This is a genomic window from Streptosporangium sp. NPDC023825 (assembly GCF_040639575.1).
Classification (GTDB): domain Bacteria; phylum Actinomycetota; class Actinomycetes; order Streptosporangiales; family Streptosporangiaceae; genus Streptosporangium.
Genome location: NZ_JBFAAE010000009.1, coordinates 90,763 through 114,468, shown reverse-complemented (window position 1 = coordinate 114,468; position 23,706 = coordinate 90,763). Strand labels below are relative to the sequence as shown.

Here is a 23,706-nt window from a genome sequence, read left to right as displayed (position 1 = left end):
AACAGGTTCTATGCCGGTTCACCGGGGGCCGGCGGGCGGGGACGTACGGGATCTCCCGGTGGTCGGCGGGCATCTCGACGCCATGGACGGCGTCCGCGCGGTCGCCTCCTTCGGCGTCCTGGTATACCACGTGGCGAGCACGACGGGCGCCTCCCTGCGGGAGGGGTTCCTCCCCGCCCTGCTCTCCCGGGGCGACATCGCGGTGCCGATCTTCTTCCTGCTCTCCGGCTTCCTCCTCTACCGGCCCTGGGCCCGGGAGGCCATGGAGGGCGCGGAGGGCACGGGAGGCACGGCGCCACCCGGCGTCGGCGACTACCTGTGGAAGCGGGCGCTGCGCATCCTGCCCGCGTACTGGCTCGTGGTCGCCGTCGCGCTGTCGTTGTGGTCGTGGCCGCGGGCGGCCGACCCGGTCAGCTGGCTGCCCTTCCTGCTGCTGGTGCAGAACTACGTCCCCGACCCGTGGTGGGCCGGGGCGAGCCCGCCGGGGCTCGGGCAGATGTGGAGCCTCTCGGTCGAGATGACCTTCTATCTCGCCCTCCCGCTGATCGCCGTCGCGCTGCGCGCCCTGGCGCGACGCGGCGCGGACCCGGTGGCGAGGGCCCGGCTGCTGCTCACCGGCATCTGCGCGCTCGCCCTGGTCTCCCCCCTCTGGGCGGTCTTCAGCCACTTCCCGGTGCACCGGCCCGAACTCGGGCTCTGGCTCCCCCGGTCGATGCTCTACTTCGCGACGGGCATGGCACTGGCCGTCGTCTCGCTGTGGGCGCACGCCGAGACCGACCCGGACGCCCCGGTGCGGCGGCTGACCAGGGGACTGCGCGAGTCGTGGGTGACCTGCTGGATCATCGCCGCCCTCGTCTACGCCGTCGCGGCCAGCCCCGTCGCGGGAGGCCGCCTCTTCGAGATCCAGGACCTGTGGACGGACATCTTCGAGATGGCCCTCTACACGGTCTTCGTGCTGGCCCTGCTGGCCCCCGTGGCCCTGCAGACCCCCGAACCCTCGCCGCTGCGCTCGCTGCTCGGCAACCGGGTGATGAGCTACCTCGGCCGCATCTCCTACGGCGTCTTCCTGTGGCAGTTCGTGGTGATCGTGGGCTGGTACGAGCTGACCGGCCGGCAGAGTTTCACCGGCGGCCTGCTGACGACGCTGGTGGTGTGCACCGCGTTCACCGTGCTGCTCGCCGACCTCAGCCACCGGCTGGTCGAGGCTCCGGCGCTGCGGCTCCACCGCCTCCGCCGCCGCTGACCCCGTCTCCCTCCCCCGCGCCGGTGTCGTCCGTACCGTCCGCGCCTCCGCTCCCGGAGGCCGCGGGGGCGGGGCCTCCCGGAACGGGATCCGCGGGAGTGGAGGCCGTGGGAGTGGAGGTGCGTGCCTGCACGCGCAGGCCCGCCACCAGCAGCAGCGCGCCGAGCACGGCGCACGACAGCGGGATCACCCGGTTGACGAGCGTCGTCCAGCGGCGGAACTGCTCCGCCTCCCCGGCGTTCCATCGCTCGTCCCCGGCACTGGTACGCATGTCGGCGGCGAGCGCGACCAGCCGCCCCCGGCCGTCGGGGGTGCGCAGGGTCTTGACCAGGTTCTCCCTGAGCCCGATCACCATGCCGCTCTCCGGTTCCACCCAGAAGGTGCGGGTCCCCTCGAGGTAGGCGTTGACGGGGAACGGCTTCCTGCCGCCCAGGCCGAGGACCGACCCGGGCAGCTCCATGGCCTGCTGGACGAGCCGCTCGTTGACCAGGCGCTGCGCGTAGCGGTTGACCCGGACGCCGTACAGGGTCTCGATCCCCTCGAAGCGGGCGGCCACCGGGCGCCGGGCGAGCGGGTCGTAGACCTGGTAGGCGACCGGCCGGGCGCCGAAGGGCCAGCGGAACACCAGCCCGCGCGGGGCGGGGTTCGCGTTCTCGTCGACGTAGTTCTCGCAGCAGTTGACCGCCAGCCCCGTACGGCGGTCGAAGGCCGCGCGCCGCTCGTGGTAGTCGACGCGCTGACCGTCGCGGGTGGCGAGGGAGACGAACTCGGTCCACACGGCGATGTCCGGCGTGGACCTGACCGTGTCCCCGTACCTGGCCACGACCGTCTCCAGCGGGACGCCCCGGTGCGTGCGCAGGGTGGCGGTGTCGAAGTAGGAGCCGGACTCGGTGGTCAGCTTGGTGATGCGGTCCTGCTCGGCGGGCAGGAGCAGGCCGCTGGGGTAGATGTGGAGGCGCACCAGCGCGGCCAGCGTGATCAGGAAGGCACCGGCGACCAGGAGCAGCACGCCGCGCGACCTCTGGTCGTTCATCGTCGCTCCGCGGGTTGGAGGGGACCGCCCTGCGCCCGTGCCCGTACCGGCAGCCACGAGCGGGGCGGCGGCGGCACGCGCGCCGCGGCGAGCAGCAGGCCGAGCGCGACCAGGCAGAGGTACTGCGCCGCCACCGCCCCGGCGTCCCCGCCGTAGCCGAGCGCGAGACCGGCCGCGCCGAGCGCCGCCGCGACCGGGAACGGCGTGAGCAGCATCCGGCCGATCCGGTACGGCAGGCCGCCCGCGCTGTGCCCGGCCCCGGCGACGCCCCGCAGCCACAGGGCGAGCGCCGCCACCAGACCGGCCAGCGCGGCACCGGCCCAGCCCTCGGCCAGGAGGCCCAGCGCGGGGGCGAGTGGCCACAGCCAGGCCGCCCGCGGCGCCGCGGGCGGCGACGCGGGAAGCCTCCCGGCCGGGCGGGGGCGGGCCAGGGCGAGCGCGACGACCAGCGCGACCAGCGCCCAGCCCGCGATCAGCGACGTCCGGTAGAGGCCGTCGGGGGCGTACGTCATCACGACGGTCCCGCTCCCGGGGGGCAGCAGCCACGCCTGGCGCCAGCCGTCCAGCCGGGCCGGTTCCAGCACGCGCCCGCCGAACGACGCCTGCCAGCCCCGGTTGAAGTTCTCGCCGAGCGCCAGGTAGGAGGGCTCCGTCGTGGAGACCCTGACCCGGCGCTCCCCGGCGTCCCACCTCTCGACGGCCGCGGGCCGCAGGGTCACCGCCGCCGCGTTCCCGGTGCTCCCGGCTGTTCCGGTGCTCGTGGTGCCCCCACCGCTCCCGGCGCCCTTGGCGCTCCCGCCTCCGGTGGCGCGCAGGACCATCGAGTCCACCCGGAAGCCCTGGAGCGCGGCGGCACGCACCCGCAGCGTGCCGCCCTGGGCCCACACCGCCTCGCAGGCCCGGTAGCCGACCGGGCGGCCGTTGAGCAGGTCGCCCAGGGTCCCGCCGCGAATCTCGGTGGGCGTCTCCACCCCGTTGACGGTGAGCGTCGGGCCGAACCCGCAGGGCATCCTCACCGGCTGCGCGTCCAGGGTGGGCAGCGGCGCGATGCCCGGAACGGCCACCCCGAGCACCTCCATCCGCCAGGAGCCGAGGGCGGCGAAGGTGAGCTTCACCCGGCTCGCCCTCATCGGCGCGAAGCGGATCCACCCGTCCTTCGAGGCCCAGGCGTACCGGACGCCGCCGTCGGTCTCGACGGTGACCCGGACCGGCGGGGCGCCCAGCCTGGTGTCGGGGAAGTCCACGCGCAGCCGGGACAGGGTCACCTTCCTGCCCAGCTCGACGGAGAGCGAGGGCGCCAGGTCCTTGTCCCCGGCGTACCAGATGGTCCTGCGGTCGTCGTCGAAGGCCGCGTAGGCGCCGGTGGCCGGGATGTCGCCCGCGGTGGAGGAGGCGGTGGCGCGCGGGAAGCTCCCGGCGGGCATCAGCAGGGTCTCCGCCACCCGCTGGTCGGTGAGCACCGCCCTGCCCTCCAGCACCCGCCTGCCGGTGGCGACGGGAACCGACCGGTCGAAGGCGTAACCGTCCTCGCCCACGAAGCGCAGCCTGTCCGAGCAGGTCCAGGCGTAGGAGCCGAGCATGCAGCCGGGGGCGGTGTCCGTCCGGCTGGTCACGACCGTCTGCCCCGGCTTCGAGGGGTCCGAGGGGTCCGCCGAGGAGGCCGGCCCCTGGGCGGGCACCACGAGCGTGCGCCCGGGGCGGACCCCGGGGATGGCCAGCTCGGTGATGCCGACCCGGGGGTTGGGGTCGCGCAGGACGCCGGTGACCCGGATCCGGATCCGGGACGTCCTGCCCGGCGGGACGTTCAGCCGCTCCCACAGCGCGCCGAGGCCGAGCCGGGTGCGTACCCTGCCGGTGTCGGTCTCCACCATGACCTCGGAGACCGTCACCGCGTTCTCCGAGCGTTCGAAGACGGCCTGCATCGAGGGCACCGAGATCGGCTCGGTGAACTGGACCTCCAGCCACTGCTCGGTGGGCGGCTCCCAGCCGGTGGAGCGCCAGCCGGTGCGCAGGTCGAAGTCCACCGCGGCGTACGGCTGCTGCCCGCCGTCGCGGGTCCCGGGGGTCACGCCGAACCTGGACTGCGAGGAGGAGGCGGTGACGCCCTTGATCCCGGTGAAGACGGCGACCGTCTTGGGCTCGGCCCACGCCGGGTCGGTGAGGTCGTGGGCGGGCCCCCGGCCCTCGTAGGGCTCGTCCGGCGTCATCGTCTCGCCGTACGGCCTGCGCAGGTCGCTCACCACCAGCTCGCGACGCCGCATGGTGTCGGTGAGCACGGTGTCGGCGGCGGGGATCGCGTCCGCGCCGGGGTCGTCGCCGAGGATCACCGGCCGGTCGTCGCCGAGGACACCCTCCTCGGCCATGGTGAGCAGCGCCTCGGGGCCGCCGGAGACGCGCAGCGGCCGTTTCGCGGCGACCGTGCCGACCACGGGACGCGCCCCGGCGACCTCGTAGATCTCCAGGGACGTGTACGGCTGGTCGAGCCAGCCCGCGCCGGTCGAGGAGTCCTCGAACCCGACCGTGGGCCCGAAGCCGCGCACCCGGTTCAGGCCAGGAGAGCGGTCCAGCGCCTCGTGCACGCGGGCGGGCCACGCGTCGCCGAAGGCGATCCTGTCGAGGTCGTTGCGGATCAGCAGGTAGCGCACGCCCATCCGGCGCAGCGTCCGGGTGAGCCCCTCCGACCCCTGCCCGTTGGCGAAGCGGTCGTCGATGGCCTTGACGAGCCGGTTGGAGCCGGCCGTGCCCCACGGCACGATCGTGTTGCTCACCCAGCGGGCCTTCTTCAGCAGGGGCTGGAACGGCTCGTCGAGCGGCCGTCCCCAGGTGTACTCGCCGCGCCGGGCTCCCGGCAGGACCAGCACGGTGCCCTGGTCGGCCCGCTCGTCCAGCCAGGAGGCCGCCTGCCGCCAGTGCTCGGGGACGTCGGCGAACGCGCCGCTCGGCGCGATGCCCGCCGAGGCGACGGGGACGAGGGTGAGCCCGACCAGCCCGGCCCCCGCCACCGCGACGGGGAGGCGGACGAGGGCCCTGCGCGCCCCCACGTACGAGACGAGCGCGGCGAGGCCGAGCACCAGCGGCAGCCGTACGAGCGCGTTGAACTTGTGCAGGTTGCGGAACGGCGCTAGCGGGCCGTCCAGCAGCGCCCTGAGGGGTTCGGCGAGCGGCCCGGCGTGTCCCGCGACGAGGATGGCGACGCCCGCGAGCGTGGTCAGCAGCAGGAAGGCCCGCTCGGGCGTGCGCGCGAGGGTGAGCCCGGCCAGCCCCAGCCCGGCGACGAGCGCGGTGACCAGCACGAGCCAGGGCGTCGTGGCGTGCTCGTAGGCGGCGGGCAGGTAGGGGCGGCCGTCCACCGGCAGGAAGGCCACCCAGCTGTTCATCCCGCGCAGCACGTTGGTCAGCGAGCCCACGACCGTGGTCGTCCACGCGTTCTCGGTGAACGGCATGAACGAGAAGACGTACCTGCCCAGCATCACCAGGGGGACGATCCACCAGAACGACACCGCGGCGATCGCGGCGAGCCACCAGGCGATCAGCCGCCGCTTGCGCGGGCCGCGCGCCCGGGTCAGCAGGTAGATCATCGGTACGACGAGCACGGCCAGCTCGGCGGCGGCGTTGATGCCGCCCGCGAACAGGAACGCCAGCGCCGACAGGCAGGCCGCCCTGCGCGGGCTCGTCTCGCCCCGCGCTCCCCTGACGAGGAAGAGCAGCACCCAGGGCAGGACCGCGCTGGGGGCGAACTCCACCGAGTTGAACCCCATGAGCGCCTGCGCGTGCGGGGCGAGCGCGTAGGCGAGACCGGCCAGCACCCCGGCGAGCTGCCCGCCGATCCGCAGCGCCCTCGCCACCTGGGCGACGCCGACGAAGGCCACGCACAGGATCAGCGTCACCCAGAGCCGCTGTACCACCCACGGGGGCATGCCCGCGTTGATCAGCAGGGTGTAGAAGGGGCCCATCGGGAAGATGTAGCCGTACGCCTGGTTCTGCAGGTGTCCCAGATAGTCCTGGTCCCACATGTTCAGCGCCTGGGACAGGAAGCCGATCGGGTTGATCGGCATGTCCAGCTTCGTCTCGGCGATGAGCATGCCCGGCGCCATGTTGAAGGCGACGGCCGCGAGGAAGAGGCATCCGGCGAGCAACCTGAGCCGGAGGCGCAGCCCGGTGTCGGAGGCTCCGAACGTGGCGGGGGGCGCGGCCAGGCGGGCGATCCACGCCTCAGGGATCACGGACACTTACGGCGGATCGGTCTCACCCGTGGCGAGACAGGGATCGGATACATGGAGGTGGCGACCGTTTTTAGATAGTTCTGTGGTGATTAGTCCGGTCATCGTAGCGCCCGTTCTCCCCCAGGTGAACTCGGCGGCCCAGAGCCTGCACGCCTGCTGGATCTCCTCGCGCCTGGCCGGGTCCGACAGCTCCCCCAGCGCGCGGTCCACCACGTCGGCCAGCGCCTCGCCCTCCCTGACCAGCCAGCCCGTGACACCGTCGCGTACCGAGTCGCGCAGTCCCGCGACGTCGAAGGCGACCGTCGGGACGCCGAGCGCGGCGGCCTCGATCACGGTCAGCCCCCAGCCCTCGAACTCCGAGGCGGTGACGTTGACCCGCGCCGCCCCCAGGATCGCGTTCTTGGCGGCCTCGGGCAGGAAGCCGTGCAGGTGGACCCGGTCCTCCAGCCCGCGGCGGGCGGCGTGGGCGGCGAGCCGCTCCCGCTCGCCGCCGCGCCCGATGACGTGCACGTGGATGCCGGGCCAGGCCCCCTGGAGGTCACCGGCGAGGTCCACCACCCGCTCGACGCGCTTGTGGCCCACGAGCCTGCCGAGGTAGACCACGGCGGGATCCCCGGCCGTGTCCCCGCCGCTCGCGACCGGGCGCGCCACCGGGCTGCCGTTCGGGATGACCTGAATCGGCGCGAGCCAGCCGAGCCGCTCGCGCAGCTCGTTCCTGGAGGACTCCGAGACCGTGACGGTCGCGCGACGCCGGTAGACGAGCCGGGCGACCGGCCCCTCGACGAAGCAGCCGATCCTGGCCAGCCAGCGCGGGAAGAAGGCGTGGAACTGGCGGTCGTGCACGTGGTGCACCAGGGAGACGACCGCCGTGCGCCGTCTCACGACCAGGGGGGCGAAGAAGGGGATGCCGTTCATGCAGTCGATGACGGCGTCGAAGCTCCGGCGCCGCCACAGCAGCCAGAGCGGGACCAGGAGATAGACCAGGAACGGGTTGCCCATCCGCCGCAGCGCGATGCCGTCGCGTTCCTCTGCCGCGGGCTGCCCGGGCTCCCTGGAGGTGACGAAGGTGACCGAGGCCCCCTGGCCGACCAGGTAGCGGCTGACCTGCCAGGCGTACTCCTCGGCGCCGCCCGCCACGGACTGCAGGGGCTCGCGGAAGTTCAGGACGGCGACGCGCACCCCGCGCATGGACGGCCGCTGCGGCGCCGTCGCGACCACCAGGCCCGCGGCGGGCGGCGGGCCCGAGACCCGCGAGGTCGCCCTGGCGCCCTGTCCGGCCACGACCACTCCTATCTCCTGCGTCTCCTGTGACGCCGTGCGGCATGTCCCCGCACGACGGGTGTCCACGTGAACCGTCGCCGTACGACATGCGTGAACGGCGCCGGGGGGAATCAGCGCATGCGGCGGCCAGGCCCTGTCGCGTCGGGGGTGGCTGCGCTCAGGCGGCTGCCGGGGCCGGCCCGCGGCCCCGGGCCGTCACCTGGTGCCGTAGTTGTAGAGCGGTCTGTTGGGCGGCTCGGGGGTGGGCGCCGCGACGTTCGTGACGGCCACCGAGGCTCCGACCGCCAGCACCGCCCCTACCGCCAGAGCGGCGATCACTCGCAACACTCGAGTACTCCCTCCAACGTGTGGTCGTGCGGTCTGCCCGACAGTAGAACCTGATACAGGTCTCCAGCTAGTCAATCGGTAAAAATGTGATAAATAATGTTACCAGCTGGTAAATCGCGACATAGTTGCATCTCAACGGATCACAGGCGGAAGAGAAGCAGGTCCTGACCAGCGAAGATCAGCCTTGCGCCGGGGAGCCTGGCACGGAACAGGTTCTCGTTCGATCTCTGGATCAGCACGTGGCCGATCCCCTCCGCGGCCAGCGGGCCGGTCAGCGGGCCGGCCCCCGCGAGGATCGCGCCGACCCTGCGCGCCAGCGGATCCTCGGTGGCGAGGGTGAGCGTGCGGCCGTCTCCCAGCCCGACCGGCAGGCCGTCGTTCCAGACGACCCTGCGCCGGAAGAGCTTGACCGCCGGGTCGAGCACCACCCGGCCCCCGTTCCAGCCGAACGCCCGGTAGGCCCCCCACGGCAGCGTCAGCAGCGCCCCCGGCGCGGGATCCGCGTCCACGATCCGCTGCACCCTGTACCAGTCCTGGGGGTAGTCGACCGCGACCAGCCGGCCGAACGCCCCCAGCGCGAAGGTGGGCAGCACCAGCAGGGGCAGCGCGAGCATGCCGGGGCGGACCGCCGGGGACAGCCGCGCGGTCACCGCGGCCAGGCCGACCGCCTGCAGCAGCGTGAAGGGGGCGAGGTAGAGCTGCCCGTCGCGGAGCGGCCCGAAGCCGGACCACAGCCCGATCATCGCCTCCACCGCCCCCGGCAGGAAGGCGCCGGCACACCCCACCGCCAGCCCCGCCGCCGACGCGGCCGCCAGCCCACCCCAGTACGCGGGCCGCCCGCCTTCTCCCTCCTCGCCGGAGCCCCGGCCGCGCCACCCCCCTCCGAGCAGGACGTACCCCGCCACCGCCGCCACGGCCACCGCCAGCCGGACCAGGGCCGACCACCAGGTCTCCTGTCCCGGTACGGCGGCTCCGGAGTTCCACACGCCGCCGAGGGTGAGCAGGCTGCCGAGGGTGCCCAGCGGCCCGTCCGCGCGTGGCGCGAAGGCCCGCACCCCGGCGGGGTCGGTGACGGCGGCACTGCCCAGCGCCGGGACCAGCCACGGCAGGCTCAGCACGGCGACGACCAGCAGGGTGCGCGGGGCCCGGCGGCCCGCCACGGGCAGCACGGTCATCGCCGAGACGAGCATCGCCTGGAAGCCCCCGATCGCCGCGGGGAGCAGGGCGAGGACCGTCCGCCAGACCCCCTCGCGGGTGACCGCGCGCACCGCCCACGGCAGGCCCGCGTACCCGAGCAGCAGCGCCCACTGGCCGAGCAGCAGCCGCTGGGCGAGGTAGACGTTCCAGGCGTAGAACGCCGCGGCGGCCAGCCGGGCGACCCGGCGCTCCCCGGGCACCAGGGCCGCGGCGCCCGTCGCGGCGAGCACGAAGATCCCCAGCAGGATCGCCTTCTGCGTGATCTGGGCGGGAAGGACCGACGAGAGCAGGGCCACCGCGAGGTCGCTCGGCACCGCGCGGGGAAAACCGCCGCCGTCCGGCGGGAGCGGCGGATCGGGCACGAACACCATGTCGTAGCGGAGCACGAAACCGGGACCGAGCGCGGGCCAGAGCGCGAGCACCCCGAGGACCAGCCCCACCAGGGCGGGAGCAAGGAGCGGGGTGGGAGCGCGAGGAGGACGCACTAGCGGGTCGCGGGGCGGAACAGCACCATGTTCACGTACTCGCCGCCGGGTCTGAGAAGGCGGGAGACGAAGCTCCGCTCCACCTCGCCGACCGCCGCCTTCTGGTGGGCGGCCAGGTCGAAGCCGTCCAGCGGCACCCAGGTTCCGCCGGTGAGCACGGAACCGGTGTAGCCCCACTCGGCGAGCTGGTCGACGACCAGCTCGATGTCCTGGTGCCGGGTCTCCAGCTCGACGAGCAGGACGGGCCGGTCCCGGCGGACGGTCCGCTCGGCGCCGCGCAGGGCGGCGAGCTCGTGGCCCTCCACGTCGACCTTGATGAACCGGACGTCCCTCAGGTCCAGCTCGTCGATGGTGACGGTCGGGACGTCCACCGGGACGCCCTTCCCCTCCCCGTGGACGAGCGAGGCCGTGGCCTCCGCCCCCCGCCCGCCGCCGGGTATCCACAGCCGCGCCGTGCCCGAGCGGTCCGAGGCACCGGCCGCGATCACCCGTACGTCGGGAAAGGTCCGCCCGAGCATGGCGGCCAGGCGGGGGTTGGCCTCGATCGAGACGACGTCGCAGCCGAGCCGTCGCAGCTTCGCGGTCCATGGCCCGTACCAGACGCCCACGTCGACGGCGGTGCCGCCGCGCGGCGCGAACTCCTCGGCACGGGCCAGCTCGGCGTCCAGCCGGGGGTAGACACGGCGGATCGCGGCGCCGAACCAGCGCAACGGGATCGCGCCGGCGACGGCGCTCCGCACGGCCACACCGGGCCGGAACCGCATCGACATGCGCGAAGCCTAACCGAAGGGTCAAAACCCGTCCGTACCAGACGTAGCGGGCTCTGGCCGGGGGCGCCCGCCCGTGGGATCACGGGCGGGCGGGATCACGGGCGGGCGGGAACACGGGCGGGCGGGAACACGCCTCACGACGGCGCGGGGAGAGCGGGCCCCTACGGTGAAAGGCGGCTCACTTGCCCGGCTCGGGGTCGCGGGGCAGTCCGAGCATGCGCTCGGCGATGATGTTGAGCTGCACCTCGGTGGTGCCGCCGTAGATCGTCATGGCCCGGGTGGAGAGCACCGCGCGGTTCCAGTAGCCCGCGTCGCCGAGCTTCATGTCGGCGGCGATGACGGCCGAGGAACCGAGCAGCGAGACCGCGCACTCCGAGACGTGCTGGGCGTGCGAGGTCGACAGCAGCTTGCGGACCGAGGCGTCGGCGCCGGGCTCCAGGCCGGTCAGCTGCTTCAGGGTCACCCGCAGCCCGAGCGCGGCGATCGAGTGGCCCTCGCAGACGACGCGCGCCAGCTCCTGACGCTCGGCGGGGGTGAGCTCGCGGCCCAGGCGCCCGGCCAGGCCGAGCAGGTCGGGGACGGACGAGCCGGTGCCGCCGGAACCCGACGAGAGCGAGACCCGCTCGTTGGACAGCGTGTTCCTGGCGACCTTCCAGCCCTGGCCCACCTCGCCGACGACCAGGTCGTCCGGGACGAACACGTCGTCGAGGAAGACCTCGTTGAACAGGTTCTCCCCGGTCATCTCGGTGAGCGGCCTGACCGTGACGCCGGGGCCCTTCATGTCGACCAGGAAGTAGGTGATGCCCTCGTGCTTGGAGCCCTCGGAGGAGTTGCGGGCGATGCAGATGCCCCACTCGGCGAAGTGCGCCACGGAGGTCCAGATCTTCTGGCCGTTGAGCCGCCAGCCACCCTCGACCTTCTCGGCCTTCATCTGCACGTTCGCCAGGTCGGAGCCCGCGCCGGGCTCGGAGAAGAGCTGGCACCAGATCATCTCGCCGCTCAGCGTGGGCGGCAGGAAGCGCTCCTGCTGCTCGGGGGTGCCGTACGTGGCGATCGACGGCACCACCCAGGCACCGATGATCATCTGGGGCAGCTTGACCTTCGCGGCCTTGAGCTCCTGGAAGATGAGGACCTGCTCCAGCGGCTTGGCGTCGCGGCCCCAGGGCCTGGCCAGGTGCGGCATGACGTATCCGGCGCCCGCCAGCGCCCGCTTCTGCTCCTTGCCCTCCAGCGCGGCGAACCCGGCGATCTCGGCGCGGATGCCCTCGCGCAGCTCGGCGGCCTCCTCCGGCAGCTCGATCTCCAGCTCCCGGCTCACGCCGTTCAGGGCGAGCTCGGCGACCGACTCGGCCCACTCCCCCGAGGAACCGAGCAGGGCCCGCAGGGTGAGCGCGCGGCGGTAGTACAGGTGGGCGTCGTGCTCGTAGGTGTAGCCGATGCCGCCGAAGATCTGGATGGCGTCCTTGGCGCAGAGCACGGCCGCGTCGGGGGCGACCACCCCGGCGATCGCGGCGGCGTAGGCGACCTCGTCGGCAGAGACCTCGGCGACCTCGGCGACCTCGGCATCGGTGCCCGTGCCGTCCGTCGCGCGGGCGGCGTCCCACACGGTCGCGCGGGCCTGCTCCAGGGCGACGAGCATCCGGGAGGCCTTGTGCTTGACGCCCTGGAACTGCCCGATCGGGCGGCCGAACTGCACGCGGACCTTGGCGTATCCGGCGGCCGCGGTCACGCACCACGACGCGAGGCCCGCGGCCTCCGCGCCGAGCAGGATCGCGGCCAGGTTGAGGACCCCGGGCCCCTGCAGCCCGTCGAGGACCCGTCCCGCCGGTACGGTGACCGCGTCCAGCTCGACCCTGGCCACCCCCCGGGTGAGGTCGAGCGCCTTGACCGGGGTGACGGTCGCCGCGGAGGCGTCCACCGCGACCCACTCCTCACCGCGGTCGGTGCTCACCGGGAGCACCAGGATGTCGGCCGACGCGCCGCCCAGGACCAGGTCGGCGGTGCCGCCGATCGTCAGGGCGCCGTCCTCGCCCCGGCTGCCGGTGATCGAGGCGCCCAGCGCGACCGCACCGGTCAGCGTGCCGTCCGCGAGGCCGGGCAGGAGCTCGGCGTGGGCCTTGCCGTCGGAGGCGAGGATCACGGCGCTGGCGAGCACCGTGGGAACGTAAGGGCCGGGAGCGACGCGCTCTCCGAGGGCCTCGACGGCGACGGCGGTCTCCAGCAGGCCGTAGCCGCTGCCGCCGTGCTCCTCGGGGACGTGCAGGCCGAGCAGCCCCTGGTCGGCCAGCGCCGCCCAGAAACCGGGGCGCTCCGCACCCTCGGCCGCGACGGCGGCGCGCACGACCTCGGACGGGACGTTGCGCTCCGCCCACCTGGTCACCGACTCCCGGAGCGCCTCGTGCTCCTCGCTCAACCCGATCGCCATGACAGCCTCCAGACAGGATTCAATGCCAGAACCATATTCTAGAAGGTGCTTCCATCACAACGCGCGAGCCCTCATCACCGGGTACGCCACCCCCCGCCGCCCCGCCCCGGCCGGCTCCGTGGACGGCCGGGGAGAACCCGATCGCCGAGAATCCCGGCCACGGCGAGCCGGGCGGGCGGGCGTAGGAGAACGTCAGAGGGCGCGGACGCTCGCCATCAGAGGGGCGATGTCGGCCCAGAGCCGCTTGCGCGTGTCGGGCACCGTCACGAAGAGCACGGAGGGCTTGCGGCGGCCGACGTCGACCACCGCGAGCGCCGCCTGCGAGGTGTGCCTCACGCCCTTGACCTGGTAGGTGACCCGGTAGCCGAGCATCCACCCCTTGCCTCCGGCGGGCCGCTGCGAGGCGGTCCAGGCGACCTTTCCCCCCGCGGGGTGGTGGTTGCGGATCGTCCAGCGCACCGCGTTCAGCGCCGCCCTGCGGTAGTCGGCGTCGGTCTTGAGGGCCTTGGCCGGGGTGGCGCCGGGAAGCGGCCCCGAGGCGATGACCGTACGCGGCAACCGGGCCGTGCCGACCTGCTGGCCGACGGAGAACGACGGCACGGCCTTGGTCTCCCACGGCGCGCCCAGGCTGGCGTAGGTCAGCGCGGACCTGGTGTCGGTCACCGCGCCCAGCACCACGCTCGGCCTGCCCGGCAGAACCCGCAGGGCGGTCGCGCCCGGCAGGGCGGGCAGTGTGATCGGCGAGACGGTCGGTGAGGGCTTCGCGGTGGGCAGCACGGCCCGGCCGACCCCGGCCGGATCGCCGGGCTCGTCCCCGGAGAACAGCACGAAGATCAGGACCACGATGACACCGGTGAGGACGGCGGCGCCCAGGCTGTAGGCGACCCGGATCGGGATGTCGCCGATCCGCGTCAGCAGGCCGCCGGACCTCTTCGCCCCGCTCCTCGCCTCCGGGCCGCCCTGCGCGCCGCCGGGCCGGCTCTGGAGACCGGGCTCCGCGAACACCTCGGGCCGCTGCGCCGCGCCTGGCCACCCCGCCGCCACGTCACCGCGTCCGTCGCCGGCGCCCGCCGAGGCGCCCGTGCCCGGCCGGCCGGGCATCCCTTTCCTGTCGGGCCGCCAGGGGCCCGCGGATCCGCCTACCTGCCTGACCGGGATCGTCCCGAGCGCACCCGATTCGTGCGCCTGACCGGCGTCCGCCTCCGGCTCGTCCCGCCGGTCGCCGGGCGCGGCCACGGGGCGAGGGAACGATCCAGGGGGCCTGGAGACCAGAGCGGTCTCCTCGCCGTCGCCGATGGGGAACCTCCGGGGCACCCGGGGGCTGATGATCGAACCGTCCTCGGCGGGAATGGCGGGTATGGGAGCCGTGGGCGCGTCATATGAGGGGATGAATCTCTCGTGAGAGCGCCCGGAGGAGTTGCCGCCGACGTCCGCCATACGCGCCAGGTTATGTCACCTCGGAAAGATTCGACGCATCGTCCTTTATTACGCTTCGGCCACGAGGTGTGCATCAGCCCAGGTAACCGTCTTTCCCCTTCCATGAACAGAATGTCGTTCTGTATGGTCGCGCCATGAGGGCTACGAGGGGCTTCTACGAGATCGCGGCGGCCGATCCCGGACGCGTCGCCGTCGTCGCGGACGCGACCACGACCACCGCCGCGGACGCGACCGGGGACGCGACCGCGACGGCGAGCACGACCTACGGCGAGCTGCACGAGCGGGTCAACCAGGTCTCGCACGGCCTCCTGGCGCGCGGGACCCGGCCCGGCGACACCGTCGTGACGGTCCTGCCCAACGGGGTCGACGCGATCACGATGATGCTGGCGACGTACCAGATCGGCGCCTATCACGTCCCGGTCAACTGGCACTACACGGCCGACGAGGTCGGTTACATCGTCACCGACTGCGCGGCGCGGGTGGTGGTGAGCTCCGAGCGGTACGGGCACGCGGTGCCGGGCGGGTTCGTGGAGACCGGCGCCCTCGCCGAGGGGCGGCCGGCCACACCGCCCGAGGGGCGCAGGGCCGGGTCGATGATGCTCTACACCTCGGGAACCACCGGCAGGCCCAAGGGCGTGCGGCGGCGGCTGATCGAGCTGAGCCCCGAGGACCTCTACCCGATCCTGATGCGCAAGGGCTGGCGGCACTTCGGGCTGCCGCCCGACGGGGTGCACCTGCTCCTTTCGCAGCTCTACCACTCGGCGCCGTACGGGCAGGCGATGATGGCCCTGCAGTTCGGGCACACCCTCGTGGTGACCGAGCGGTTCGACGCCGGGGAGACGCTGGAGCTGGTCGAGCGGCACCGGGTGACCAACGCGTTCATGGTGCCGACCATGTTCCACCGGCTGCTGGCCCTGCCCGCCTCTATCAGGACAAAGTACGATTTATCATCATTGACGCATCTGTATCACGGTGCCGCCCCCTGCCCGCCCGCCACCAAGCAGGCGATGATCGAATGGCTCGGCCCCGTGCTGTGGGAGTACTACGGCTCGACCGAGGCCGCCGTGGCCACGATGGTCTCCTCGGCGGAGTGGCTGGAGCGGCCGGGCACCGTCGGCCGGGCGATCGACGGCATCACGTTCACGATCATCGGTGACGACGGCGCGGAGCTCCCGCCCGGCGAGCCCGGCATGGTCTACATCGGCGGAATCAACCGCTTCGAGTACCACCGCGACCCGTCCAAGACCGCCTCCACGATGCGCGGCCCCCTCTACACCCCCGGCGACATCGGCTACCTGGACGAGGACGGCTACCTGTTCCTCTGTGACCGGCGCACAGACCTGATCATCTCCGGCGGGGTCAACATCTACCCGGCCGAGATCGAGGCCGTGCTCCAGGAACACCCCTCGGTCGCGGACGTGGCGGTGATCGGCGTCCCCGACCCGGAGTGGGGCCAGCGCGTCGTCGCGCTGGTCCAGCCCGCGGCGGGCGTCACCCCCGGCGCGGAGCTCACCGGCGAGCTGCTGGCCCACTGCGACTCCCGGCTGGCCCGCCTCAAGCACCCCCGGGTGATCGAGTACCGCGACCCGCTGCCGCGTACTCCCACGGGCAAGCTCAGCCGGAGCAACCTGCGCAATACGTATCTTCCTTCCTGAGCTGGGCAAATACCCTTGCATGGGGGGATCAACGACAGGCGCCGCGCTACTGGCGGCCGCCGTCATGACGCTCGCGGGCTGCGGTCAGGGCCTGCAAATGCAAACACCCGGGACGGCCGGCTCGCCGGGCGCCCCCACACCCGGCGCGTCGGCGAGCACCTCCGCCGAAGCCTCCCCGAGGGGCTCCCCCACCACCCCCGGCCCCGTCCCGGACGCCCTGGAGGCCGCGTACGAGCGGACCATCGCCAGGGTGCTGCCGTCCATCGTGCAGATCACCACGGGGGACGGCCTCGGCTCGGGGATCGTGTACGACACCGCAGGGCACGTCATCACCAACGCCCACGTGGTCGGGAGCGCCAGGACTTTCAAGGTCACGCTCGCCAACGGCGGCACCCCGCGCACCGCGAGGCTGGTCGACTCGTTCGAACTGGGCGACCTGGCAGTGATCAAGGTGGACGACCCCGCCGGGCTGAAACCCGCCGTCTTCGGCGACTCCTCCAAGCTGAGGGTCGGCGAGATCGTGATGGCCATGGGAAACCCACTGGGCCTGTCGGGCAGCGTCACCGAGGGGATCATCTCGGCGCTGGGCCGCACGGTCAGCGAGCCCGGGGGTGAGGGCTCGCCGGGCGCGACGATCAGCGGCGCCATCCAGACCTCCGCGCCCATCAACCCGGGCAACAGCGGAGGCGCCCTGGTCAACCTCAGGGGCGAGGTCGTCGGCGTGCCGACCCTGACCGCCGTCAACCCCGAACTCGGCAACGCCCAGGCCCCGGGCATCGGCTTCGCGATCCCGGCCAACACCGTCAAGGACGTCGCCACGCAGATCATCAAGGACGGCAGGGTCACCAACACCCGCAGGGCCGCGCTCGGCGTCGTCGTACGGACCGTGATCGACATGAACGGGCAGCCCGCGGGCGTCAGCGTCGTACGGGTGCAGCGCAACAGCGGCGCGGAGCGGGCGGGGCTCAAGTCCGGGGACCTGATCGTCTCGGTCGACGGCATGCCCACCCCGTCGACTCAGGAGCTGGCGGCGGTCCTCGCCCAGCTCAGGCCCGGCCAGGACGCGAAGGTCGAGGTCCTGCGCCCCGACGGCTCGACGACCACCGTGGTCGTTCCCCTCGAGGAGCTCTCCGGCGGCTGACGCCGGCGTCCCCCCGGGGACCACGCCGGGGGCCACCGTGGCCACCGTGGCCACCGTGGCGACGGGACCCCGGGGCGGCGGGGCTCAAGAACGGCGGCGCTCCAGGACGGCTCCGGGATGGCGGGACCTCGACGACGGGACCTCGGGGCCCCGGATCGAGGCCGGCCGGGCCGGCCGGGGCCGCAAAGCCCCGTGACCGCCGGCCGGGACCGCCCGGCCGGCGGGATCGGGCGGCCGGGCCTCCCGGGTCAGTAGGGCAGGTGACGGGTCAGTAGGGCAGGACGCGGTCGGCGAAGGGCTTGGCCACGAAGGGCGCCTTGAACTTGGGGAAGGCGACCGTCTTCACGTCGCCGTCGGAGGTGTAGCGCTCGTCGGCGTTCGTCTTCAGCCAGTCGAGCCAGGCCACGGAGCAGAACTTGGCGCAGTCGCCCTTCTTGTCCATCGAGCGGATGCGCGGGATGCCGAGCGGGTCGAACTTCTTGTTGAACGGGGACAGCGCCGGGGTGTAACCGGCGAGGAACACGCCGCCGTAGTCGTAGGAGACGTCTCCCGAGGAGCCCTTGCGGCCCCACGCCTTGCCGTCGGGCTGGATGCCGTACGGCAGGGCCAGCGTGACCGGCGGCACCTTGATCAGGCCGGTGATGAGCCGGTGGCCCGCCGCCACCTCCGCGTTGACCGCCTTCTTCGGCTTGCCGCCCAGGCTGAGGTGGTCGCGGGTGTGGTTGCCGATGTCGAAGCCCTTGTCGGTGAGCCAGAGGAGCATCTGCGCCCCCTCCTCGGGCGTCGCCTTGCCGAACATGTCGCGCGTGACGTAGAACGTTCCAACGCCGCGGAAGCCCGGGTAGGTCTTGGCGACGTCCTGGAGGATCGCTACGGCGGTGTTCGGCTTGGGCAGCCCCATCCCGTCCAGCTCGAACTGCGAGGGCGAGGAGTCGTCGAAGGTGAGGACGACGGGATGCTTGCCCGCCGGGATGTCCATGCGCCCGGTGACGAACTCGGCCGCGGTGACCGCGACGTAGTCCTCCTTGGCCAGCCGCTCCAGCTCGGTGCGGAACTGCTTGGGGGTGCGGTCGTCCTGGGTGGAGGGCTTGTCGACCACCCGGTGGTACATGAGGACGGGCACCTGCCCGAGCTCGTTGGCCTTGACCTTGGCGGCGGCCTGCGTCTTGGCCTTGAGGAGGTTGGCCTGCGAGGCGGCGGCGGCCGACGCCTTCGCCGAGGCCGCCACCTTGGCCTTCTGTACGTCGCCCTCGTCCGAACCCGTCGATCCACATCCGGCCAGCACGGCTCCTGTCGCGACGACGACCACACCGGCCCTGCCCACTCTGAGACGGCCCATCGAATTCCTCCAAAGCGCACTGACGATACGCTTCTCATCCCCCTCTGACCTGCGGATCGACCTCCACGCCCGGCAAAGGTTCCCGCCGGAGCGGCTCTCGGCGGCACCGCGCGGCACCGCGCGGCTCAGCCGGGACGTGGGCCCTCCACACCCGGAGACGCCGGACGGTGACGGGGCTCTCACTCAGCGGAGACACCGCAAGTGCGGACGTCATACCACATTTCGGTCTCGTTACCGACACCTTAGATTGTTGACCAAAATTCAATAATTTCGTCACGTTACCGTTGACTGCCCTGAAATTCCCGCTTACCGTCCGGGCATCCGAGCGGCGTCGTGAGGGGGAAAGATGGCGGAACGCCTGAAGAATCGGGGGCTTGTCGGCGAGCTGGCGGCCGAGTTCGCGGGCACCATGATCCTGATTCTGTTCGGGGTGGCGGTGGTGGCCCAGGTCGTGGCGGCCGAGATCGGCGACCACGACAGCATCGCCTGGGCGTGGGGACTCGGAGTGACCCTGGGCGTCTACGTCGCCGCCCGCACCAGCGGGGCCCACCTCAACCCCGCCGTCACCATCGCGCTCGCCGCCTTCAAGGGGTTCTCCTGGCGCAAGGTCCTGCCGTACTCCCTGGCACAGACCGCGGGCGCGTTCGTGGCGGCGCTCATCGTGCGCTTCAACTACAGCGAGGTGCTGCAGAAGGCCGACCCCGGGCTCACGATCAAGACCCAGGGCGTCTTCTCGACCCTGCCCGGCAACGGGAGCCTGCCCATCGGCACCTGGGGCGCCTTCCGCGACCAGGTGATCGGCACCGCGATCCTGCTCCTGCTCATCCTCGCCGTCTCCGACGCGCGCAACTCGGCGCCCATGGCCAACCTGGCCCCCTTCGTGGTCGGCCTGATCGTGGTGGCCATCGGGATGGCCTGGGGCACCAACGCCGGGTACGCCATCAACCCCGCCCGCGACTTCGGTCCGCGACTCGCCTCGTACCTCACCGGATACGAGACCGCCTGGCAGGATCAGTACGGCCAGCTCTACTTCTGGGTGCCGATCGTGGCACCCGTCATCGGGGCCCTGATCGGGGCGTTCCTGTACCAGGTCCTGATCGCCAGGTTCCTTCCCCCCGAGGACACCGAGCCCGAGGTGGGGCGGGTGCCGTCCGACGAGGGGGCCACCCCCGCCTGAACGAGGGCGGGTGACGGCCCTCGTCCAGGCGGGGCCGGGAACCGTTACGGGGAGAGCGGCAGATCTCCCGGAGAGTCTCACAGAGGAGGCACCATCCATGCCTGACTTCGTCGGAGCGATCGACCAGGGAACGACGAGCACCCGATTCATGATCTTCGATCACGGCGGTAACGAGATAGGCCGCCACCAGCTCGAACACGAGCAGATCCTGCCCCGGGCCGGATGGGTGGAGCACAACCCCACGGAGATCTGGGAGCGCACGAGGGCGGTGATCGAGACCGCGATGAACAGGGCGGGCCTGGCCGCCTCCGACCTGGCCGCGCTCGGCGTCACCAACCAGCGCGAGACCGCGGTGGTCTGGAACCGGAAGACCGGGCGCCCGTACCACAACGCGATCGTCTGGCAGGACACCCGCACCGACCGGATCGCCTCCGCCCTGGACCGCGACGGCAGGGGCGACGTCATCCGCCGCAAGGCGGGCCTGCCCCCGGCGACGTACTTCTCCGGCGGCAAGATCCAGTGGATCCTGGAGAACGTCGACGGCGTGCGCGAGGCGGCCGAGGCGGGAGACGCGATCTTCGGCAACACCGACACGTGGCTGCTGTGGAACCTGACCGGCGGCACCGACGGCGGCGTGCACGTCACCGATCCGACCAACGCCAGCCGCACGATGCTGATGGACCTGGAGACCCTCGACTGGGACGACGAGCTGCTGTCGTTCTTCGGCATCCCCCGTCAGATGCTGCCGTCCATCGCCCCCTCCTCCCACCCCGGCCTGTACGGCACCACCCGGGCGACCGGCCCGCTGAAGGGGGAGGTCCCGCTCTCCGGCGACCTCGGCGACCAGCAGGCCGCCACCGTCGGGCAGGTCTGCTTCGGCGTCGGCGAGGCCAAGAACACCTACGGCACCGGCAACTTCCTGCTGCTCAACACCGGCACCGAGCTCGTACGGTCCCAGAACGGCCTGCTCACCACCGTCTGCTACCGCTTCGGCGAGGAGCCGCCGGTGTACGCGCTGGAGGGCTCCATCGCGGTGACCGGCTCCGCCGTGCAGTGGCTGCGCGACCAGCTCGGCATCATCTCGGGAGCCGCGCAGAGCGAGGCGCTCGCCCGGCAGGTCGAGGACAACGGCGGCGTCTACTTCGTCCCCGCCTTCTCCGGCCTCTTCGCCCCGTACTGGCGGTCCGACGCCCGGGGCGCCATCGTCGGCCTGTCGCGCTTCAACAACAACGCCCACCTCGCGCGGGCCACCCTGGAGTCCATCTGCTACCAGAGCCGCGACGTGGTCGAGGCGATGCGGCAGGACTCCGGCGTCGCCCTCGACGTGCTGCGCGTCGACGGCGGCGTCACCGCGAACGACCTGTGCATGCAGATCCAGGCCGACGTGCTCGGCGTGCCCGTCTCCCGGCCCGTCGTGGCCGAGACCACCGCCCTGGGGGCCGCGTACGCGGCGGGGCTGGCGGTCGGCTTCTGGAAGTCGACCGACGAGCTCAAGCAGAACTGGCAGGAGGGCCGCCGCTGGGAGCCCCAGTGGTCGGACGAGCAGCGGGCCACCGGCTACGCCGGCTGGAAGAAGGCGGTCGAACGCACCCTCGACTGGGTCGACGTGTCCTGAGGCCCGTATCACCGCCGGCGGGCGCGCCCCGTACGACCTACGGATCCCCGGGGTCGCGGGGCGCACCGGTCACCGGTCACCGGTCACCGATGGAACCTGTCGAGGGTTGGTGACCGTTCGTAAATGAACGGAGTCTCGACTACGAACCGTGTTGCGACGATAAAGTCACTCAACGTGACGCACTCGCCCCACGCCTTCGGCCCCGTCGCGAGGACCCGCATGAGATCGCCTTCTTCCGACGGCATCCTGACGACGATCCGGCCGAGACGATACCGGGCAGAAAGTTCCTCACCGCCTGCCCCACGAGTGTTCGCGCCAAATTCGCCGCGGTCCTGGTCGCCGTTGCGACAGCACCACCATCCCGCTTTTCTGGAGGCGGTTACTGGGAGGCGATGCATGGCGACATGGCGGGTCACTTCGAGGTCCGCCTGGACGGTCCCAAACCCGGGGGCGGCAAGGGGCGCCATCACTATCGCCTGTACTGCCTGCTGGACTACGAGGCCAAAGAGGCCGACAAGCCATTTCTCGTGGTGCTCACCGGGCTCGACAAGCCGTACCGCACGACGCTCTCTCCGAACGACTATGACGCGGTGCGGGACCTTGGCGAAGAATACCTGTCCCGCAACCCACGCTCGATCGCCTGAACGCCTCCCTACGCGGGGATGGACCTTTGCCGGCGGCCGTCCCGCATTCCGGCGATCTTGCGGGCGCCCTCCTCTGTCGTACGTCCCGAGCGGAGAGGTTCGGTGACCGTCTCCCGATCGACCGCGGACAACGGTTCCACCGTTATGCGCAGCCCTAACACCGCCGCCACGGCAGAGAGCGTACCCAAGGTCGGATTGGTGTTGCCGGAGGAGAACAGTCTCCGCACGGTCGCGGGCTCGGTGCCGATCGCCCGCGCCAGCTCGGCCTTCGACAAACCGGCCGACATTCGCGCCTCATCAAGAGCGTTGATGATCGCATCGGTCGCCGCGATCCTGACGGACTCCGCGACGTACTCGCGCAGGAATCCGGGGTCTTCCAGATCTCGCTGCAAATCCTCCCAGAACAGACCGGGCATCAGAGTCCACCTCCATCGCGAGCGTAACATAAATGCTACGCTCACGACTCTGTCGCGGACGACCGGAGGGCGAGTTCCCCGAGAACGAGGCCCCGGAAAATGACACCATTTTTTGATACCACTGTTGGATACCATCCCATCATGGACCTTCGCCTTCGCCTTCCCGACGAGACCCACCGGCGGCTGCGCGCCGTCGCCGACGAGAGCGACAACAGCCTCAACGCCGAGATCCTGATCGCCATCGAGGAGCACCTGGCGCGCAGGCAGACCAGCGCGGTGCGAGCCATCGCCCGCAAGGTCGCCAAGCGTGACGCCGAACTCTTGGACAGGCTCTCCAGGTGACCGTCTACCTCACGAAGGCCGACGTCCTGGCCATCGCCGAGGAGATCCTGCCTTCGGTCGGCCTGCGAGACGGCGGCCAGTTGCACGCGGCGGTGCTCAGACCGCAGACCAGCGTGTTCGGAGATGACGCCTACCCCGACCTGTGGACCAAGGCGGCGGCGCTGATGCAGAGCCTGATCATCGGCCATCCCCTGGTCGACGGGAACAAGCGGCTCGGCTGGACCTCCGCCGTGGTCTTCCTGGAGCTGAACGGCGAGACGCTGAGCGGCACCGACGCGGACGCGGCCGAGGCCCCCGTGATCGCCGTCACCACGGGAGAGCTGGACGACGTGAACGAGATCGCCAAGCGGCTCCACGAGCTGGAGCCGTAGTTCGCGACGGGTTGGAACCCGATCCGTGTCCGCTGGGGAACACGCGTCGAAGCCGTTGAAGGGCCGGCAAGACCACCGTACGAAGACCTTCGCGACAAAGACCAAGGGCGGTCGGGGCGGCGGTGGCGCCGGCCCGACCGCCCTTCGGCGATCTGTTCCGCACGGTTCGATGCGGAACGGGGGTGGAGGTGGCGGGAATCGAACCCGCGTCCTTCAACTCCAAGACAGGGCTTCTCCGGGTGGAGCCTGCTGTGCTTTTCTCAGCCCCGGCAATCACGCAGGCAAGTTGCCGACGGGCTCAGCCACTGTAAGATTTCCCGATCTTCCCCGTGGCCGGGTCGATCGGTTGAGCCTCCTAGCGATGCCGGATCCGGGCCGGAGGCGCTCCCGGGCCGGCAGAAGTCACTCGCTGCTTAGGCGGCGAGTGCCAGGTTGCCCTGGCTGACTTCGGAGTGCGTCTTATTGGCACTTGTTGGTCGCGGTCACAGTGTTAACGAGGTTATGTCCGCAGTCCTCGACCCGCTTCACCTGACTTGAAAAGCCAAAGTCGAAACCAGTCACCCCCTGTTGAGTTTTCAACGCGAC

Annotated in this window: 18 protein-coding genes and 1 other RNA gene; 8 read left to right on the top strand and 11 right to left on the bottom strand. The window is 71.9% G+C overall.

Annotated features, from left to right (window positions below):
* The first annotated feature begins 10 nt into the window (after positions 1-10).
* Positions 11-1,243, top strand: a complete 1,233-nt coding sequence (locus AB0G15_RS11350; protein WP_362837637.1) for an acyltransferase — start codon at positions 11-13, stop codon at positions 1,241-1,243.
* Here AB0G15_RS11350 and AB0G15_RS11345 read toward each other — a convergent pair.
* From AB0G15_RS11345 to AB0G15_RS11310, 8 genes are all read right to left on the bottom strand, one after another.
* Entirely contained in the window at positions 1,185-2,276 is a 1,092-nt protein-coding gene (locus tag AB0G15_RS11345) for a DUF3068 domain-containing protein (RefSeq protein WP_362837635.1), read from the bottom strand. The two genes, AB0G15_RS11350 and AB0G15_RS11345, sit on opposite strands and share 59 nt — an antisense overlap.
* Positions 2,273-6,505, bottom strand: a complete 4,233-nt coding sequence (locus AB0G15_RS11340) for an alpha-(1->3)-arabinofuranosyltransferase family protein (RefSeq protein WP_362837633.1) — start codon at positions 6,503-6,505, stop codon at positions 2,273-2,275. Before AB0G15_RS11340 ends, AB0G15_RS11345 begins: the two co-directional genes overlap by 4 nt.
* Entirely contained in the window at positions 6,506-7,720 is a 1,215-nt protein-coding gene (locus tag AB0G15_RS11335) for a glycosyltransferase family 4 protein (protein WP_362837789.1), read from the bottom strand. It abuts the gene before it with no gap.
* Positions 7,721-7,975: 255 nt separating this feature from the next.
* On the bottom strand, positions 7,976-8,107 hold the full coding sequence (locus AB0G15_RS11330) for a hypothetical protein (protein WP_344745256.1): 132 nt from the start codon (positions 8,105-8,107) through the stop codon (positions 7,976-7,978).
* 140 nt (positions 8,108-8,247) lie between these two features.
* A complete protein-coding gene (locus tag AB0G15_RS11325) occupies positions 8,248-9,789 on the bottom strand; it encodes a hypothetical protein (RefSeq protein ID WP_362837631.1) in 1,542 nt (513 codons plus the stop codon).
* Positions 9,789-10,559 (bottom strand): FkbM family methyltransferase, encoded by a 771-nt coding sequence (locus AB0G15_RS11320; RefSeq protein WP_362679392.1) that lies wholly within the window; start codon positions 10,557-10,559, stop codon positions 9,789-9,791. The genes AB0G15_RS11325 and AB0G15_RS11320 overlap by 1 nt, the downstream gene beginning before the upstream one ends.
* Before the next feature lie 178 nt (positions 10,560-10,737).
* Positions 10,738-12,984 carry an acyl-CoA dehydrogenase gene (locus AB0G15_RS11315; protein WP_362837629.1) on the bottom strand — a complete coding sequence of 749 codons (2,247 nt, stop codon included), beginning with the start codon at positions 12,982-12,984 and terminating at the stop codon, positions 10,738-10,740.
* 192 nt (positions 12,985-13,176) lie between these two features.
* The gene (locus AB0G15_RS11310) at positions 13,177-14,421 is read right to left on the bottom strand and encodes a hypothetical protein (RefSeq protein ID WP_362837627.1); all 1,245 of its coding nucleotides are present in this window, start codon (positions 14,419-14,421) and stop codon (positions 13,177-13,179) included.
* A 134-nt stretch (positions 14,422-14,555) separates the two neighbouring features.
* Here AB0G15_RS11310 and AB0G15_RS11305 point away from each other — a divergent pair, with 134 nt between their 5' ends.
* Together AB0G15_RS11305 and AB0G15_RS11300 are read left to right on the top strand one after the other, a co-directional pair.
* Positions 14,556-16,076 carry an AMP-binding protein gene (locus tag AB0G15_RS11305; RefSeq protein WP_362837625.1) on the top strand — a complete coding sequence of 507 codons (1,521 nt, stop codon included), beginning with the start codon at positions 14,556-14,558 and terminating at the stop codon, positions 16,074-16,076.
* Between the two features lie 19 nt (positions 16,077-16,095).
* Positions 16,096-17,217 carry a trypsin-like peptidase domain-containing protein gene (locus tag AB0G15_RS11300; RefSeq protein WP_362837623.1) on the top strand — a complete coding sequence of 374 codons (1,122 nt, stop codon included), beginning with the start codon at positions 16,096-16,098 and terminating at the stop codon, positions 17,215-17,217.
* Between the two features lie 268 nt (positions 17,218-17,485).
* Here AB0G15_RS11300 and AB0G15_RS11295 read toward each other — a convergent pair whose 3' ends face one another.
* Complete coding sequence (locus AB0G15_RS11295; RefSeq protein WP_362837621.1) at positions 17,486-18,556, bottom strand: polysaccharide deacetylase family protein; 1,071 nt, start codon at positions 18,554-18,556, stop codon at positions 17,486-17,488.
* Positions 18,557-18,902: 346 nt separating this feature from the next.
* On the opposite strand from AB0G15_RS11295, the gene AB0G15_RS11290 reads away from it, so the two are divergent.
* The 3 genes from AB0G15_RS11290 (at position 18,903) to AB0G15_RS11280 (ending at position 21,992) form a co-directional block, all read left to right on the top strand.
* On the top strand, positions 18,903-19,733 hold the full coding sequence (locus AB0G15_RS11290) for an MIP/aquaporin family protein (protein WP_362837619.1): 831 nt from the start codon (positions 18,903-18,905) through the stop codon (positions 19,731-19,733).
* Between the two features lie 97 nt (positions 19,734-19,830).
* A complete protein-coding gene (gene glpK / locus AB0G15_RS11285; protein WP_362679370.1) occupies positions 19,831-21,348 on the top strand; it encodes a glycerol kinase GlpK in 1,518 nt (505 codons plus the stop codon).
* A gap of 392 nt (positions 21,349-21,740) precedes the next feature.
* The gene (locus tag AB0G15_RS11280; protein ID WP_362837617.1) at positions 21,741-21,992 is read left to right on the top strand and encodes a hypothetical protein; all 252 of its coding nucleotides are present in this window, start codon (positions 21,741-21,743) and stop codon (positions 21,990-21,992) included.
* An 8-nt stretch (positions 21,993-22,000) separates the two neighbouring features.
* Here the strand turns inward: AB0G15_RS11280 and AB0G15_RS11275 are convergent, their stop codons facing one another.
* The gene (locus AB0G15_RS11275) at positions 22,001-22,408 is read right to left on the bottom strand and encodes a helix-turn-helix transcriptional regulator (protein WP_362837615.1); all 408 of its coding nucleotides are present in this window, start codon (positions 22,406-22,408) and stop codon (positions 22,001-22,003) included.
* Between the two features lie 141 nt (positions 22,409-22,549).
* Here AB0G15_RS11275 and AB0G15_RS11270 point away from each other — a divergent pair, with 141 nt between their 5' ends.
* Together AB0G15_RS11270 and AB0G15_RS11265 are read left to right on the top strand one after the other, a co-directional pair.
* Positions 22,550-22,750: a TraY domain-containing protein gene (locus AB0G15_RS11270; RefSeq protein ID WP_362837613.1), complete on the top strand. Its 201-nt coding sequence runs from the start codon at positions 22,550-22,552 to the stop codon at positions 22,748-22,750.
* The gene (locus tag AB0G15_RS11265; RefSeq protein ID WP_362837611.1) at positions 22,747-23,121 is read left to right on the top strand and encodes a Fic family protein; all 375 of its coding nucleotides are present in this window, start codon (positions 22,747-22,749) and stop codon (positions 23,119-23,121) included. Before AB0G15_RS11270 ends, AB0G15_RS11265 begins: the two co-directional genes overlap by 4 nt.
* Before the next feature lie 180 nt (positions 23,122-23,301).
* On the opposite strand, the gene ssrA is transcribed toward AB0G15_RS11265, so the two are convergent.
* Positions 23,302-23,686: a transfer-messenger RNA gene (gene ssrA, locus AB0G15_RS11260) on the bottom strand.
* Positions 23,687-23,706: the final 20 nt, after the last annotated feature.